The sequence below is a fragment of the Prosthecobacter sp. genome (genome assembly GCF_044232965.1).
Taxonomy (GTDB): Bacteria; Verrucomicrobiota; Verrucomicrobiia; order Verrucomicrobiales; family Verrucomicrobiaceae; genus Prosthecobacter.
In genome coordinates, this window is the sequence record NZ_JBIIKX010000045.1 from 23324 (window position 1) to 39735 (window position 16412).

Below are 16412 nucleotides of genomic sequence, written 5' to 3' on the forward strand. Positions count from 1 at the left end.
GGTGGGCGGGTTCGCTAGCCTGCCGTTGTGAGTTACCAAGTTTTTGCCCGCAAATACCGCCCCCAGACTTTTGCCGATGTGCTCGGCCAGGATCACGTCGTGAGGACGCTGCGCAATGCCATCGCGCAGAATCGTCTGGCGCATGCGTATCTGTTCGTGGGGCCGCGTGGCACGGGGAAGACCTCCACAGCGCGTATTTTTGCCAAGGCGCTGTGCTGCAAGGGCGGGGCGAACATTGATTTCGACCCGAATGACGAGCTGAGCATCGAGATCGCCGAAGGGCGCTGCATGGACGTGCTGGAGATCGACGGCGCGAGTAACAACGGCGTGGAGCAGGTGCGCGAGCTGCGGGACAACGTGAAGTTTGCCCCGTCGCGCTGCAGCTACAAGATTTACTACATCGACGAGGTTCACATGCTGACCACCGGCGCGTTTAACGCGCTGCTCAAGACGCTGGAAGAGCCGCCACCGCATGTGAAGTTCATCTTCGCCACCACGGAGCCGAACAAGATCCTGCCCACGATCATCAGCCGCTGCCAACGCTTTGACCTGCGCCGCATCCCGAACGCGATCATCGCGAAGCATCTGCTGCATATCGCGGAGCTGGAGGGCGTGCATCTGGATGAAAAAGCTGCGTATGCCATCGGCAAGGGCGCGGAGGGCGGCATGCGCGACGCGCAGTCGATGCTGGACCAGCTCGTGGCCTTCTGCGGCGGCAGGATCGCCGAGCAGGACGTGCTGGACATCTTCGGCTTCACCTCCGGCGAGTCGGTGGCGCAACTGGCGCGGAACATTCTCGAAAGCGACACCGTGGGCGCGTTGCGGGCGGTGTATGAGCAGAACGAGGCGGGCAAAGATCTGGGACGCTTTCTTGCAGACCTGATCCAGCACTTCCGCACACTGCTGGTGCAGCAGGCCGACCCGGAGGCCGCGTCGGAGGATTTGAGCCCCGAATTGATTCAAGAAATCGAGACGCAGGCACAGATGGCGAACACTGAGCAACTGCTGCGTGTGGTGGACGGCCTCGCGGAGGTGGACTCCCGCATGCGCTGGGCCAGCAACAAGCGCCTGCACTTTGAACTGGGTGTGATCGCGGCCGTGCAGAGTCTGAATGAAGTTTCGATCAGCGATGTGATCGACGCGCTGGATGGCGGCACGAGCGCCGGGCTGCCACGGCAGGCACCTCGTCCACAGAGCGCGCCGCCGGTGCGCCGTGCTCCGGCTCCGGTGAAGGCTGCCGAACCCGTGAAGGTGGAGGAACCGGCGCGTGCTTCGTCGTTTCCCGTTCGCAGTGAGGAAACGGTCGTGCGTGAGGAACCATCCGCGCCGGTCCCGGTGGTCGCCGTTTCGCCGCCACCGGTCAAAGTGGTCTCGCCCGAGCCTGTGATCGAGAAAGAGCCTGAGGCGGTGCGGGAACCCGTGAGCGATGCGGAATTCTGGCCGCAGTTCACGGCTTTGGTGCAGGAGCGGCGGCAATTGATCGTGCCTTGGATTCAGACGGCTTCGTTGCTGGGAATTTCACGCAACACCGTCAAGGTCGGCTTCCCGACTTCGGAGAGTTTCGCCCGTGACAGTCTCATGCGCCCGGCGCAGGTGAGTTTTCTGGAAGGCCTGGCCAAAGAGCTGACCGGCCAGGCGATGAAGTTCGAGTTCGTGCTCGATTCGAGCCTGAAAGCCCCCGAATTTTCCGAGATGGGCCTCGGTCTGCTGGATGAGCCGCCGCCCGCGCCGAAACCCAAGGCGGAGCCCAAGCCGGTGGCGAAGGAGGAGGCCCCGAAAGCCACCGCCGCCGAGGAACCTGCCGCGCCACAGGTGGATGATTCGTTTTACAACGATCCGCTGATTCAAAGCGCGATGGCGAGGTTCAAGGCCAAACTTGTGCCAACTAATTGAATCCAGCGGGCCTGGAGCGTCGCATAAAGGTGTTGCGGAAATGAGCTTTTCCCCGCAATAAAACGCCCGGCTTTCCGGCCCAACCCTAGCTTCGTATCGTGCCAGTAGAATCATCCCCTTCGTCCGCCGCGGCTTCCAAGCCGTTCCTTCTCAAAGTTTTATGCAACCTGGGAGTGATGCTCCTGCAATGGGTGGACTCGGACTACCACCCGGAAGGCGCGGAAGCGGTGATGCAGAAAGAAGAGAAGGTGGACATGAAGCGAACGATGCCCTTCATCATTCTGCATGCCTGCTGCCTGCTGGTGTTTGTGGTGGGGTTCAGTTGGTTCGCGGTGGCTGCTGCTGCGGCCTTTTATCTGTTTCGCATGTTCGCCATCACGGCGTTTTATCACCGCTACTTCTCGCATCGCGCCTACAAAACCTCGCGCCTCGGCCAGTTCATCTTTGCGGCCATCGGCAACATGGCCTGTCAGCGTGGCGCGTTGTGGTGGGCCTCGACGCACCGGCATCATCACAAGCACTCCGATGACGAGCACGACATCCACTCACCGCGCCAGAAGGGCTTCTGGTGGTCGCACCTCGGCTGGATCACCAGCCAGCGCAATTTTCCCACTGACTACAGCCGCATCAAGGATCTGGCGAAGTTTCCGGAACTCGTCTTTCTGAACCGTCACGACATGCTCGTGCCGGTGGTGATGGGCGCGGCCATCTATGGCGTGGGCATGCTGCTGGAAAGGTATGCACCAGGACTCGGCTGTACGGCGAACCAGCTTTTCGTCTGGTGTTTCTTCGTCAGCACCGTGGTGCTGATGCACGGCACTTTCTTCATCAACTCCCTGGCGCATGTGTTTGGCCGCCGCCGTTATGAGACGTCGGACGACAGCCGCAACAGCCTCATTCTCGCGCTCATCACGCTGGGCGAGGGCTGGCACAACAACCACCACCGCTACCAATACAGTGCCCGTCAGGGCTTCGAGTGGTGGCAGATCGACATCAGCTACTACCTCCTCAAAATGATGTCGTGGTTCGGCATTGTGTGGGATTTGAAGCCGGTGCCGGCGAAGATTCGAGAGGAACGTGGTCCGGTTTAAGCCGGGGATGCGACAGGTTGTTGTTCTGCGGGCGTAAACCACTCCCCCCCATGGATACAGACGCCGCATCACCTCCCGCTGCAAAAGAACAGCAGCGGAGCCTCGTGCGATACTTCACGGTGGCGTTGATCCTGGCGCTCGCAGTGCACTTGCTGCTGTTGTTCTTCCTGGCGATCGTGGTAGAAATGGCCGGCCCTTCGCCGCAGGCGGCCATCTTGGCGTTCACTCAGGCGGAGGCCCCTGGGCAGGCACCCCAGGTCTCAAAGACGCTGCCTGCCGACGAGATGATGCCGCCACCGCCTTCTCAAATCCTGGACGCCTCCATCCATGGCTCCCTGTCGCTGCCCATGCCGCAGAGAACCGTCTCACCCGTGATGAAGCTGGGAGAGGCGAAGCCCATTTTCCATGGTGGGGGCGGCATGGGTGTGCCGCAGTCGATGCGAAGCCGCAGCAGCCTGGAAAGCCGATTGAAACTTTTGAGGGAGAGAGGCGGATTGCCAGGAGCGGAGAGCGCGGTGCAGCGTGCCCTAGAGTGGCTGGCACGCACGCAGAATGAGGACGGCTCTTGGGGCAAGACTTACAAGGTAGCGATGACCGGTTTCGCGGTGCTGTGCTTTCTCGGGCACGGGGACACGCCCGATTCGGCGGAATATGGCCGCCAGGTGACCCAAGGTGTTGATTTTCTGATGGCGGTATCGGCGAAAAATGAGGGGCTCATGGCCACCGTGCCGAGTTCCAACGCAGCCTGCTATGAGCACGGGATCGCCACCTATGCGCTGGGCGAGGTGTATGCGATGGCAAGGTTTGGCCAGAAGAACCTGGGGCCGGTGGTCGAGGCCTTTGATCGAGGCGTGCGGATCATTCTCCAGGGGCAGACGGAGGCGGGGGGCTGGTTGTACAATTACAAACCCGGCGCCAATGGCGACATGTCAGTCACGGGCTGGCAGTATCAGGCTTTGAAAGCCGCACGGCAGACACGTCTGAATTTTCCGACGCTGGAAAAGCAGATCCAAAAGACTGAGCGCTTCCTCCTGAACATGCGGGGACCACGAGGAGGTTTTGGCTACCAAGATCCGGCGGACAGTGCATCTCTGACGGGGGTTGGCGTTCTGGGCCTGCAAATGTTCAATCCCCAGGATCACCGGCTGGCCATCATTGAGGGGCTTCAGTTCATCCTAGACTCGTATGGGCGGAAGAGATGGGCTGGGGCCGATGTCTATGCCTGGTATTACAACACGCAGGCGGCCTTCAATTTCGGCGGGGCTGCCTGGGAACGCTGGAATGCGGTGTTTCAGAAGGAACTGCTGCAAAACCAGCAACTCGACGGTCGCTGGCGTCATGTGTCCGCCGGCGCAAAAGCGAAGTTCGATTCTGATCTTTTCTGCACCGTGCTCTGCACGCTGATGCTGGAGGTGTACTACCGTTATCAGCCGCCAGCCACTCGTTAGGATCAACCCGTCGTGCGCAGTCCAGACGCGATGGCGTTGATGGAGATCAGAAGGTCGGACACCATGGCTTCGGCGGCTTCAGTGTTGCCAGCGGCACTGAGGGCGCGCCAGTCACGCAGCAGGGCGATCTGCTGATGGTGCAGCACCTTGAGCGGTTCTTCGCGAATGTTCAGCGTGTAGGCCAGACGCGGGCGGCGTTCTTCGACGGTGCCTTGGAACAGCTCGTCGATGATGTTCCTCGTGGCCTCGTATTCGCCGAGGATGGTGCCGAGGAAGCGATCACGCACGGTGATGTCTTCGACAAGGCCGGCGTAAGCACGCATGAGGCCGGTGTTGGCGCTGACGAGAGAGCTTTCGATGTTCGTGAGGACGTAGCGAAGGAAAGCGGAGCCTGGCAGAGCGGCGGCGAGGGTGGCGTAGCCCTTGGGGTCTTCGGTTTTGAGTTTTTGCAGCGCACTGCCCGCGCCGAACCAGCCGGGAAGATAGAAACGAGACTGCGTCCACGAAAAGACCCAGGGAATGGCGCGCAGATCGTCCAGCGAGGCTTGGCCGGTGCGGCGGGCGGGGCGTGAACCGATGCGGGCGTTTTCCAGGGCATCAATCGGCGTGGCCTGGCGGTAAAACTTCATGAAATCCGGCGCTTGCAGGAAGGCGCGGTAGGCATCGCGGCTGTCAGCGGCGAGTTTGTCAAAGAGAGCATCGAGCGCAGGGTGCGCACGGGACTCGGTGCTGCGATGACGCGCAGTTGCGGCGGTGGCGGAGGCGATGAGCAGCTCGGAGTTGTAAACGGCGGAACCGATGTGCGCGTATTTTTGCGCGATGGTCTCGCCCTGCTCGGTCATGCGCATGCCGCCGCTGAGGGAGCCGTGTGGCAACGCCTCCATGAACCAATGCGTGGGGCCCGCCCCGCGGCCGACGGTGCCGCCACGGCCATGGAAGAAGATCGGGCGCACTCCATGGCGCTGGATCGTTTCCGAAAGCTCACGCTGCGCACGATGCAGCGCGCATTGGCTGGCCACGATGCCGCAGTCCTTGTTCGAGTCGGAATAGCCGACCATCATCTGAAACACCGGTGTGCCGCCGTTGCTTTGCGCCTTGAGGCTGCGCTGCGTGACGGGATGTGAGAGAAAGGACTCCACAATGCCGGGACCGGCTTCGAGATCGCCCATGGTTTCAAACAAGGGCACCACGGGCAGGGGACAGACGAGGCCTTCGGCGGTCCATTCCATGAGCCCGGCCTCGCGAGCCAGCAGATACACGATGAGCAGATCCTCTACGCTGCGGGTCATCGAAACGATGAGCGAGCCGAGGCCGGCATTGCCAAACTGATCGCGATGTTCTGCCAGCACGCGGTAGCAATCGAGCACGGTGTCAGCTTCGGGACCGGCGGAGATGCCGGGAGAAAGGAAGGGACGCGGGGAGGCGAGCTCGCGGTCAAGGAGCTCGCGCTTTTTCTCGACGCTCCAGTCGATGAAGGAGCCGGAGTCGAGCACCCCGGCGGTGCGCAGGAGCTGGTCGAGCGCTTTTTCGTGGAAGGCGGAATTCTGCCGCACATCGAGCGCGGCGGAATGGAAGCCAAAGGCGGTCAGGTTACGGCGCAGTGGGACGATCTGCTCTTCCACGACGCTCTTGGAGCCGACATCGAGCAGGGTTTGCGCAAGGATGTCGATGTCAGCCCGCAGTTGCTGCGGCTGGGTATAGGCGGCGGGCGAGCGCGGCTTCTCGATGGCGAGCAGCACCTTGGCACGCATCAGGTACACCGCTGCGCGCCAGGGCTCCTCCTTGTTGCGCTCCAAAATGTAAGCGAGGTCGATGTGCGGCTCGTTTTGCAACGGCGCGGCGAGCGCCTTGATCAAGTTCGTGAGCCGGTGCGGCGTGACTTGGAACAGCGAACTCAGCGGCAGGTGGAAGGCGAGGGATTCGAGCGCGCGGCGCTGCACGCGCAGGGCGTTCTTGCGCATCGTTTCCAAGGCATGCTTGGTGACATCAGCAGTGACGAACGGGTGACCGTCACGGTCGCCCCCGATCCAGGAGCCGAAGCGGAGCAGGGGAGGCAGCTCGTCGATCTGAGCTTCGTCATACCCTGCGGCCTGCCAGGCTTCGCGCAGGTGGGTGTGGGCGCGGGCCAGGGCCTCGGGAAACACATCGCGCAGGTAGTAGAGCGCGTTTTGCAGCTCCGCCTCGATGCTCGGGCGGGTGACGTGGATCTCGCCGGTGCGCCAGAGATTTTCGAGCTGGGTCTGAAGCTGGCTTTGCAGCCGGGCCTGCTCACGCGGCGTGTAGGCCGGGTTCTCATGCCGGTTCATCAGGCTGTAGATCTCGCGGTGCAGCTCGCGCACGGTCTCGCGCTTCGCCTCGGTGGGGTGCGCGGTGAGCACCGGCTCCACACAGACGTCTTTCAGCGCGGCGAGAATGTCGGCCTGGTTGAGTCCGAGGGTGCGCAGTTTTTTCAAGTTGTCCGCCCACAGGCCCTTCTCGGCCTCAGGGCCGTGCTTTTTCTCGCGCAGGCGGCGGATCTGGGAGGCGGCGCGTTCCTCCACGACATTGAGCAACTGAAAGGCGATGGAGTAAGCCTGGCCGAGCGAGCGGTTCGTCTGCTTCGGCACCCCCGAGCCGACCCACGGCAGGCAATCGGCCAGTTCCGGCTCCCCCAGTTGCTTCAGCACCACGGCGAAGGCGTTCATGAGAAAACGCAGGTCGTCTTCGAGGATTTGGAAACCGTGCTGGCGGAGATTGGGCGGGGGGCTTTCGGACATGGCGGGTCGGTGAGGCAGGGGCAAAGCAGGATTGGTGCCTGAATGGACAGTGACGAGTGTCGAATGCCGAAGGATGAGGGAAAGATCAAGCGGCAATGTTGTCACGGGGGGCAGGGCGGGCGTGGAGCAAGCCCTCGCGTCTCCAGCGGTTAAACGCTTGCGCCCATCGAGGTAAAGCTTGGCGCCAAGAATGTGCAGCCGCAGATCAACGGACCTGAGCGTAGCGAAGATAGACAGCCGTAGGCTGCCCGAAAGGTGAGCACAGCGAATCAAAAAGCACAGGCGTCCAACACCCGCGAGAAGTCGCAGACGCGCTCGTGGGTGGAGGATGTGTTTGCGCAGATGAGCGGCAGCATGAAAGCGCTGTAACAAAAAAGCATCGGTCTGAAGCTCAACGCCGCAGCGTGAGCTGGGCCAGATCAGACCGTTGGCGATGAAAAACATCCCCAAACATCCCCAATCGACGCATTGAGTGCCCATCAGGCGTTTGCCCTGCCACCAGGGCAGGTTCTCAGGGGATGTCTTGACAATTCCCGCGCCCGGCACACTTCATGCGCTCCCTTTTTCCGTCGTCCGCCCAAACCCCATGCCCAAGGCCCCCACAAAACGTTACTGGACCGTCCGCTCCTCCTCCATTCACAACCGCGGCATCTTCGCCCGCTGCGACATTCCCTACGATGCCCCAATCATCGAATATGTGGGCGAAAAAATCACCAAGGCCGAGTCCACCCGGCGTGGTGACGCGCTGGTGGAGAAGTCCAAGAAGACCGGCTGTGCCGCCGTGTATGTCTTCACGCTGAACCAGCGCTATGACATCGACGGCGCGAAGGGCCGCAACCCCGCCCGCTACATCAACCATTCCTGCGATCCGAACTGCGAAGCCTACATCATCCGCGGCCGCATCTGGATCTACTCGCTGCGTGAGATCAAGGCGGGCGAGGAGCTGACGTACAATTACGGCTTCGACGTGGACACCTGGGACGAGCATCCCTGCCGCTGCGGCGCGGAGCGCTGCGTGGGCTTCATCGTGGAGGAGAAGCAATGGCCGAAACTCCTGCGCAGGATGCTGAAGCTGGAGCAGGATGCCAAGAAGGGGAAACTCAAGCTCAACGGGCACAACGGCCATGGCAGTGTGAACGGCACGAACGGCCACAAGGTGAGTTCGGCGAAGAAGGTGTCGGTGAGCAAGAAGCGTTAGCGACCTGTTGAAAAGCATCCGCCGTGAGAAGTCAGAGGTGAGAAGTGGCGCAACTTCTGACCTCTCACGTCTTACACATTTCCTCATGGGTTGTTCAATGAGCTGTCAGGCTGTGGAGTGATGCAGGACGGAGCTTGACTAAGGCTTCGGCCGCCCGGTAAATGCGCCCCTGCATGCCGGACCTTAACGACGCGCCTGATCTCGACGCCACGGTGCCTGTGGCCGGGCCCACGCCTTCCGCCGGAAGCACGCCGCGTTTGACGGTGAATCTGCCGCTGCCGGAGGACCTCGCGAAGCTGTTGCCGGAGGGGACCTACACCGTCCAAGGCTTCCTGGGCCAAGGCGGGATGGGCGCGGTGTATCGTGGCACACAGGTGCGTTTGCAGCGCCAGGTGGCCATCAAGATCATGTGCCGTGACCAGGGCAAGGACCACGGCTTCGAGGAGCGCTTCCGCCGCGAGGCGCTGGCCTTAGCGCAGCTCAATCACCCAAACATCGTCAACGTCATCGACTACGGCGAGGCGGGGCCGGATTACCTCTATATCGTCATGGAGTTTGTCGATGGCACCGACCTGGTGGGCGTGATCCGCAGCGGGCAGATGACGCAGGAGACGGCGCTCAAGCTCCTGCCGCAGATCTGTGACGCGCTCCAGTTCGCGCACGACAACGGCATCGTGCATCGCGACATCAAGCCCGCGAACATCCTGCTCACGCGCGATGGTCGCATCAAGATGGCGGACTTCGGCCTGGCGAAGCGTTTTGATGTGAACAGCACTTTTCACACGCAGACCGGTGCCGGCATGGGCACGCCGGACTACGCCGCGCCGGAGCAGTTCGACCCGCATGGTAATGTGGACCACCGCGCGGACATCTACGCGCTCGGCGTAATGATCTACCAGATGGTCACCGGCCAGCTTCCGCGTGGCGCTTGGAAGCCGCCTTCAGAAAAGGCGGATGTGGACGCGCACTGGGACAAAATCGTCTCCCACGCCCTGCAAACCGATCCGAGTGACCGCTATACGAACGTCAGCGAGATCAAGACGGACATCAGCAGCATCTCGTTGCCGGTTGGTGGCCAGGATGCTGTGACAGGCAGTGCGGTCAGCCGAGATCGCAGAGTCAGCGGCAAGGTTGGAGGTTCCACAACCGTGCTGACGCAGGCTGGAGGGCGCAGTGCCGCCGTGGTGCAGGCTCCAGCGCCGCCGCGCTCGAAAAAGCCGCTCGTCTTTGGGCTGACGGGCACATTGGTTTTGTCCGCAGCGGTGGGATTCCTGATGAGGAAGAAGGAAGAGCCTGTAGTTGTGGAACCAGTCGTTCTATTCGCATCCAGAACGTGGACACCCCCAGCTCCCACCGTCACCGCCGGGACCGAGTGGACGAACCTCATTCCGCACATCAAGCCGGATCGGGATGCCATTCGTGGCGAGTGGGCGGTGGATGAGAAAGGCCTGCACGCGAAGCGTGCCGAATGGGCCATGTGCAACTTCCCGGTGCAAGACCCCGGCACGGACTATGACCTGCGCTATAAGGTCACACGCGGCGAGGGCTCGCACCTCGCCATGTTCTTCGCCTTCCGCAAAGGCGGTACCGGCGGCTATGTGCCGATTGATTACATCGGCGGCGGTGCTGAGTTCGCCGACGGCCAGCGTCTGGCCACCCTCGAGGATCTCACGCACCTCGACATGCGTGACGCCGCCACCATCAAGGCCAAACGCAAGGAATGGCTGCCGCGTGGCAAAGCCTGCACCGTGCTGATCCAGGTGCGCGAGAAGGAGGTCATCGTCTCCGTGAACGACGAAGAGGCCTTCCGCTGGCCCGCCGAGTGGTCGAAGCTCCAGCAAAAAGGCGGTGCGGGCGGCTCCATGTTCCTTGATGTGACCGGCGGCCCGATCTTTGGCGTCGGCATCTTCAACTGCGAGGCCGTCTTCCATAGCATCGAGATGCGAAAGGTGAATTCCGTAAACGGCACGCCACCGCCGCACGACATCGCCATTGGCAATGACTGGACTGATCTCGTGCCTCATGTGAAACTCGATCGTGACGTTGTCCGCGGCGACTGGAAATCTGTCAAAGACGGCCTCGCATGTGTAAACCTTGTGAAGTGGTCTCTGTGCAAACTGCCTGTGAAGCAGCCTCAGGGAGACTACGAGATGCGCTGCAGGCTGACACGCACGGGCGGACCCGTGGACGGATTGTTTTTTCCGTTTCGATGGGGCAACACGGGGGGATCGATCGGAATTGATTACCCGGGGTTGCTGAAGTTCGATGGCTTGCGCAGGGCAGGGCTGGAAAGGATTGAGGGACGTGACCTGAAGACACCCTCTGACATGGTGGCAGCACGCAAAGAATGGATCCCGATGGGAAAGACCTGCACCGTGCTTCTCCAAGTGGGGGCCAAAGAAGTGCGCCTGACCGTGGATGATATCGAAGCGGTTCGGTGGAAAGCCGATTGGTCTCAAATCCGGCAAACCGGAAACATCACGCCATGGGGCGGGGTTTTCGCTGGACTGAGCGGTCCCATCTTCGGCGTCGGCATGTTCAACAGCGAGGTTGTTTACCACAGCATCGAGATGCGAAAGGTTCCCGCTGCCCCGGTCGGCGAACCAGGAAGCATCCCGCACCTGCTCACCTCGCCGGACTACGAGTGGACAGCACCTGTGAATCTGGGGCCTCTGGTCAACAGTCCGAACGTTGACCTCGGCCCGATGGTCTCGCCCGACGGACTGCATCTTGTGTTCAGCTCGCTGAGGGAGGGTGACGCCGAGCTTTTTGAATGTCGTCGGCCCAGCGCCGACGAGCCGTGGAGCAAGCCGTCGCGTGTGTTTCCGGCCATCGAGGAGGGCCATCAAGACCAGCCTTGGATGAGTCCGGATGAACTGAGGCTGATCTATCACGCCACGACCGGACCAGGGCATCACGGGAAGCCGACGGAAGGAGACATCTATTTCCGTCATCGGCCGACGAGGGATCAGCCTTGGCCGCCACCCGTGAATCTGGGGGCGAAAATCAACCATCCAGGACACGATGTGGCTGTCAGGCTTTCCAATGATGAACGAACGCTCCTCTTCACCTCCACCCGTCCCGGCGGACAAGGCACCTGGGATGTCTGGCAGGCCAAGAGGACATCGCGTGAGGCTCTTTTTGGTCAGGCAGAAAACATGGGACCGGGCCTCAACACAGCCGACGCAGACTTTCATGCCACTTTCGCGGCCGATGATCGGACGCTGCTCTTCCTCCGCGGAAGCAGGGATCTCAATTTTTGCCGCTTGTTCATGGCCACGCCGGATGCCAAGGGGCAATACCAGACCACCGCGCTTGATTTCCCGATCAGCGGCAAGTTGCACAATCCATGGCTTTCCGCCGATGGCCGCACCCTCTGGTTCGCCTGGAACGGTCCGGGAAGCTTAGGTGACATGGACCTCTGGGAAATCCGGCGCGTGCCCAAAGCGAAGAAGCAATCCGCCGCTGCCGGTGGATCATCTACCAGTCCTGGCGCTGCCACCAAGGAGGCGCCGTTTGAGAACTCTCTCGGCATGAAGTTCGTGCCCGTGCCGGGCACCAATGTGCTGTTTTGCACGCACGAGACTCGCGTGCATGATTACACTGCCTTTGATGCCGAAGAGCCTGATACCGAAGGGATGTGGCGGCTGCAGCATCACGAGGGAGTGCCTGTGGGCCGTGAGCCAGATCATCCTGTGGTAGGAGTGACTTGGGAGGATGCGCGCCGGTTCTGTGATTGGCTTGGGAAAAAGGAAGGACGCACCTACCGGCTGCCCACGGATCGTGAGTGGAGTTTCGCGGCTGGTATCGCCGCACAAGAGCCTTGGACGGAAGAAGCGTTGCCTGAACAGATCAACATGAAAGGTCCGGATCGATTTGAATGGGGTGTGCAACTACCGCCGCCTGCTGGTTTCGGCAACTTTGCGGACATGTCCTGCAAGCAACAATTCCCCCGCATTTCTTGCATTGATGGCTACAAGGATGGCTTCCCCACGACCGCGCCCGTGGGCAGATTCCAACCAAATCAAATCGGACTGTATGACATGCTCGGCAATGCGGCGGAGTGGTGTGAGGACTGGTTTGAAAAAGATCGTGTCACCAAAGTTTTGCGCGGACAATGCTGGCGGGCTTGCCATCGCACGGACTTGCTTCTCACGGCACGAATGAAGATTTCACCAAAGAGCAGGACCGGTGCTGCGGGGTTTCGCTGCGTGCTCGTGCCGGGTGAGGAGAAGTGAAAGGCTGCCGCATGTGTCACTCGGACTATTTGAGGGAGTGAAAACGCGGATTGCACGGCAAGGGTGAAACGTTACTTTGGTGTTGTGAAACCTGAAACCCTGGCCCGCAGGCTCGGCACCACCGCGCACCTCTCCCCACTGCTGATGAAGGCACGGCGGCTAGGGCTGCGTGTTCCGGAGGATTTGGAGCGGCTGGCGGTGCGGCGCGGATGCCGTTATTACGAAGGCGCGGGTGATGCCGCCGTGGTCCGCTAGGGTGCGTCCGCGACAGTGGACGTGGTGAGTGACACGCCGTTGCTTTCCAATGAGGAGCTGGCCGTGGCGCTGCTTGCCATGAGCTCGCCCTATTCCCAGCAGCGGCTGCGGATTGGCGCGGCGATGCTTGCTGCGGAGGGCAATGTGCCATCCCGTCTTGCTCGCCTTGCCCGGCTCGAAAGCTGCGAGACGGTGATGCGCCACATCGCGCTCTGCGGACGCAAGGTAGAGCCGGATAATGGTTTTTGGGATGAGTTGCTGGATCTGCTGCCGGAACTGCCGCTGCCGCCAGTGGACACTCTGCCTCACCTCACCCGCTTTGTCGCCATGACTGGATACACCCGGCGCGGACGGGAGACGATCATGCAATGGATTCGTCCGGCACGCCCCGCCGCCGCATGAGTTCTGCGACTGACAATCCTGCGGAGGTGCTGCAGACCCTCGACGCCGCGCTGGATCACGAAGTGTCCCTGGTGATCTACGGGCGTGGGGCGCTCTGCCTGGGTTTCGAGCGGCCACGTGCCGAGTTTCTGACGACGCAGGATTGGACGGCATCATCCGGGCGCGTCAGCTCGACGAACTGGTGAATGACGAGAAGTTTTGGGACGCGGTGGATGCGACGAACCAGAAACTTCAGTCGAAGGGCCTCTACATCACGCATCTGTTTGAGGAGGATCAGATGTTTCTCCGCCCGGAGTGGGAGCAGCACATCGTTCCCGTGCCGCGTCCGCCCACCCACTGGTTGAAGCTGTTTCGTCCGCACACCATCGACTTCATCCTCACCAAGATGATGCGCGGCGCGGATGAGCAGGACATGCAGGACGTGGAGTTTCTGATCCGCCATGATCGCATCACGGCAGCGCAGATGGAGCCTGCCTTTGCCAACGTGCGGATGCCTGACATTCAGGAACTGCGGGATGCCTTTGAGCGGGCGTTGCCGGTGGTGCGGCGGCTGCTGCAATCGGTCGGTTGATCGCAACTTTCTTCAGGGGGGGGGGTTGAAGCGCGTCACCCCCCTTCACTCCTCCATGAAGACTCTGACGCTTTGCCTGTCTATCCTTTCTCCTGTGGCTCTGCTGGCCGCAGATGCCGCTGAAACAACGCATGCGGGCATCGCGCCGGACCAGTTGCAGTTCTTTGAAAAGAACATCCGCCCCGTGCTGGTGGAGCACTGTTACAAGTGCCACTCCAGCGAATCGGAGAAGGTGAAGGGCGGGCTGACGCTGGACACCAAGCAGGCGACGCTGCTGGGCGGTGAATCGGGGCATCCTGGCGTGACACCTGGCAGCATCGCGCAGAGCAGTCTCTATGAGGCGATGACGTGGAAGAATGAGGACATGCAGATGCCGCCGAAGCAGAAGCTGCCGGACGATGTGATCGCGAACTTCAAGAAGTGGATCGAGATGGGCGCACCTGACCCGCGTGAAAACAAAGTGGCCAATGCCAGCGGCGGCAAGCGTGTGATCGACATGGATGAAGGGCGCAAACACTGGTCCTTCCAGAAGCCGGTGAAACAACCGCCACCGGAGGTCAAAACGCCAAACTGGGCGAAAACGGAGATCGACCAGTTCGTGCTCGCGGGCATTGAGAAAGCCGGTTTGCATCCGGTGCGTGACGCGGACCGCCCGACGTTGATTCGTCGCATCGCCTTTGATCTGACCGGGTTGCCACCGACGCCGGACGAGGTGAAAGCCTTCGTGGCGGATCAATCACCGGACGCGGTGAAGCGTGTGATCGACATGTATCTCGACTCGGAGCGTTACGGCGAGCGCTGGGCGCGGCACTGGCTGGATGTGGCGCGTTACGCGGAGAGCAGTGGCAAGGAGGTGAACGTGCTCTACCCGCATGCGTGGCGTTACCGCGATTATGTGATCGAAGCGTTCAAGAAGGACAAACCGTATGACCAGTTTCTCAAGGAGCAGATCGCGGGTGATTTGATGAAGTTTGAGGGCAAGCGTGATCAGGCTGAGAAGATCGTCGCCACCGGCTTTCTGGCGATTGGATCGAAGGGCCACAACCAGCGCGACAAGCGGCAGTTTGCGATGGATCTCGTCGATGAGCAGATCGACGCGATGTCGCAGTCAATGCTCGGCCTCACACTGGCCTGCGCCCGCTGCCATGATCACAAGTTCGATCCGGTGACTCAGCGCGACTACTATGCGCTGGCGGGCATCTTTCTGAGCAGCGAGACGCAGTTCGGCACTTACAGCCAGCTTCAAAACGCGAATCCGGGCACGCTCATCGAACTCGATCGCGACGCGCAACAAGTCAGCGCTTTGGCGAGGATCGCGACCACCGAGGTGGCGTTATTGAAAAAACGCTACGCGGACGCCTCACAGACCGCGGAGAATATTCGTGATCAGGTGCGCGGTATGAGCGCATCCGAGCGTCAGAGCCAGACCGCGCAGAGTTTTCTGCGCATCCGAAGTTCCTTTGACCGTGCGGAATCGATGAAGGCCGACCTCGACCTGTTTCATGAGGACGGCACGCCGCGCACGCTGGCGATGGGCGTGCTGGATCGTGCCACACCGATCAACAGCCCGATTTTGATCCGAGGTGACCTCAAGCAGCCGGGAGATGTCACGCCGCGCGGCCTGGTCGAGGTGCTGTGTGCGAAGGGTGAGCCGCTGAACATCGGCAAAGGCAGTGGCAGACTTGATCTCGCGTATTGGATCGCCTCGAAGGACAATCCACTGACCGCCCGTGTGATGGCGAACCGCGTCTGGCTCAAGCTGATGGGCAGCGGGCTGGTGGCGACGCCTGACAACTTCGGCACGATGGGCCAGAAGCCCACGCATCCTGAACTGCTCGATCATCTGGCGGTGTCTTTCATGGAGAACGGCTGGTCGGTGAAGAAGCTGATCCGCGAGATCATGCTGAGCCGCGCTTATCAGATGGGATCGGCTTACGATGCGGCGAATTACGCCGCTGATCCCGACAACAAGCTTCACTGGCGCATGAGCCAGCGCCGACTGGACGCAGAGGCGATTCGTGACGCGATGTTGTCCGTGGCGGGCGCGATCAATTTCTATCCGGTGGACGGATCACCCGTGGCGCGTGCCGGGGAGGGCAGGGAAGGCATCATCAACCTGCTGCGCGAGGTGAACTCGAAGCCGCAGACCTATCGTTCGATCTATCTGCCGCTCATTCGCGATCAAATCCCGGAATTCCTCAGTGTCTTTGACTTCCCGGATGCCAGTCTCGTGAATGGCGACCGCGACACGACGAACGTGCCCTCGCAAAGCCTGTTTCTGATGAACAACGCCCAGGTGCAGGCCGTGGCGGATGGCTTTGCGCAGCGTGTCGCGAAATATGAGGGCGATTCACAGGAACGGCTCAGTTATGCCTACCAGCTTGCCCTTGGCCGAGAGCCAACACCGCAGGAGAAGCAGGCCATCTCAAACTTCTGGATGCGTTTTCCACTGGAGGCCGCGAAAAACAAAAACATTCCCAAGGACAAGATCCAGGGCGTGGCGCTGTCCGCGTTCTGCCAGGGACTCCTTGCCAGCGCAGAGTTTCGTTATCTCAACTAA

The 16412-nt window shown here is 61.2% G+C and carries 11 protein-coding genes; 10 read left to right on the forward strand and 1 reads right to left on the reverse strand.

Translation table 11 applies throughout. The annotated features are described in order from the left end of the window. Positions 1 to 27 precede the first annotated feature (27 nt). From dnaX to ACILSI_RS17420, 3 genes are all read left to right on the forward strand, one after another. Positions 28 to 1893 carry a DNA polymerase III subunit gamma/tau gene (dnaX, locus tag ACILSI_RS17410; RefSeq protein WP_395723178.1) on the forward strand — a complete coding sequence of 622 codons (1866 nt, stop codon included), beginning with the start codon at positions 28 to 30 and terminating at the stop codon, positions 1891 to 1893. A 176-nt stretch (positions 1894 to 2069) separates the two neighbouring features. Beyond that, the gene (locus ACILSI_RS17415) at positions 2070 to 2984 is read left to right on the forward strand and encodes an acyl-CoA desaturase (RefSeq protein ID WP_395723179.1); all 915 of its coding nucleotides are present in this window, start codon (positions 2070 to 2072) and stop codon (positions 2982 to 2984) included. Further along, on the forward strand, positions 2930 to 4432 hold the full coding sequence (locus ACILSI_RS17420) for a prenyltransferase/squalene oxidase repeat-containing protein (protein ID WP_395723180.1): 1503 nt from the start codon (positions 2930 to 2932) through the stop codon (positions 4430 to 4432). The genes ACILSI_RS17415 and ACILSI_RS17420 overlap by 55 nt, the downstream gene beginning before the upstream one ends. 2 nt (positions 4433 to 4434) lie before the next feature. Here the strand turns inward: ACILSI_RS17420 and ACILSI_RS17425 are convergent, their stop codons facing one another. Further along, positions 4435 to 7188 (reverse strand): phosphoenolpyruvate carboxylase, encoded by a 2754-nt coding sequence (locus ACILSI_RS17425; RefSeq protein ID WP_395723181.1) that lies wholly within the window; start codon positions 7186 to 7188, stop codon positions 4435 to 4437. 586 nt (positions 7189 to 7774) lie between these two features. Between ACILSI_RS17425 and ACILSI_RS17430 the strand changes: the two genes are divergently transcribed. The 7 genes from ACILSI_RS17430 (at position 7775) to ACILSI_RS17460 (ending at position 16412) form a co-directional block, all read left to right on the forward strand. Further along, positions 7775 to 8386, forward strand: a complete 612-nt coding sequence (locus ACILSI_RS17430) for an SET domain-containing protein (RefSeq protein ID WP_395723182.1) — start codon at positions 7775 to 7777, stop codon at positions 8384 to 8386. Between the two features lie 173 nt (positions 8387 to 8559). Continuing rightward, positions 8560 to 12624, forward strand: a complete 4065-nt coding sequence (locus tag ACILSI_RS17435; RefSeq protein ID WP_395723183.1) for a protein kinase domain-containing protein — start codon at positions 8560 to 8562, stop codon at positions 12622 to 12624. An 84-nt stretch (positions 12625 to 12708) separates the two neighbouring features. Next, positions 12709 to 12879 carry a hypothetical protein gene (locus ACILSI_RS17440; protein ID WP_395723184.1) on the forward strand — a complete coding sequence of 57 codons (171 nt, stop codon included), beginning with the start codon at positions 12709 to 12711 and terminating at the stop codon, positions 12877 to 12879. Between the two features lie 78 nt (positions 12880 to 12957). Next, positions 12958 to 13281, forward strand: coding sequence for a hypothetical protein (locus ACILSI_RS17445; RefSeq protein WP_395723185.1), 324 nt, complete (start codon positions 12958 to 12960; stop codon positions 13279 to 13281). Then, on the forward strand, positions 13278 to 13466 hold the full coding sequence (locus tag ACILSI_RS17450; protein ID WP_395723186.1) for a hypothetical protein: 189 nt from the start codon (positions 13278 to 13280) through the stop codon (positions 13464 to 13466). Before ACILSI_RS17445 ends, ACILSI_RS17450 begins: the two co-directional genes overlap by 4 nt. Further along, positions 13424 to 13852 carry a hypothetical protein gene (locus ACILSI_RS17455; RefSeq protein ID WP_395723187.1) on the forward strand — a complete coding sequence of 143 codons (429 nt, stop codon included), beginning with the start codon at positions 13424 to 13426 and terminating at the stop codon, positions 13850 to 13852. The genes ACILSI_RS17450 and ACILSI_RS17455 overlap by 43 nt, the downstream gene beginning before the upstream one ends. 55 nt (positions 13853 to 13907) lie before the next feature. Beyond that, positions 13908 to 16412, forward strand: coding sequence for a PSD1 and planctomycete cytochrome C domain-containing protein (locus tag ACILSI_RS17460; protein WP_395723188.1), 2505 nt, complete (start codon positions 13908 to 13910; stop codon positions 16410 to 16412).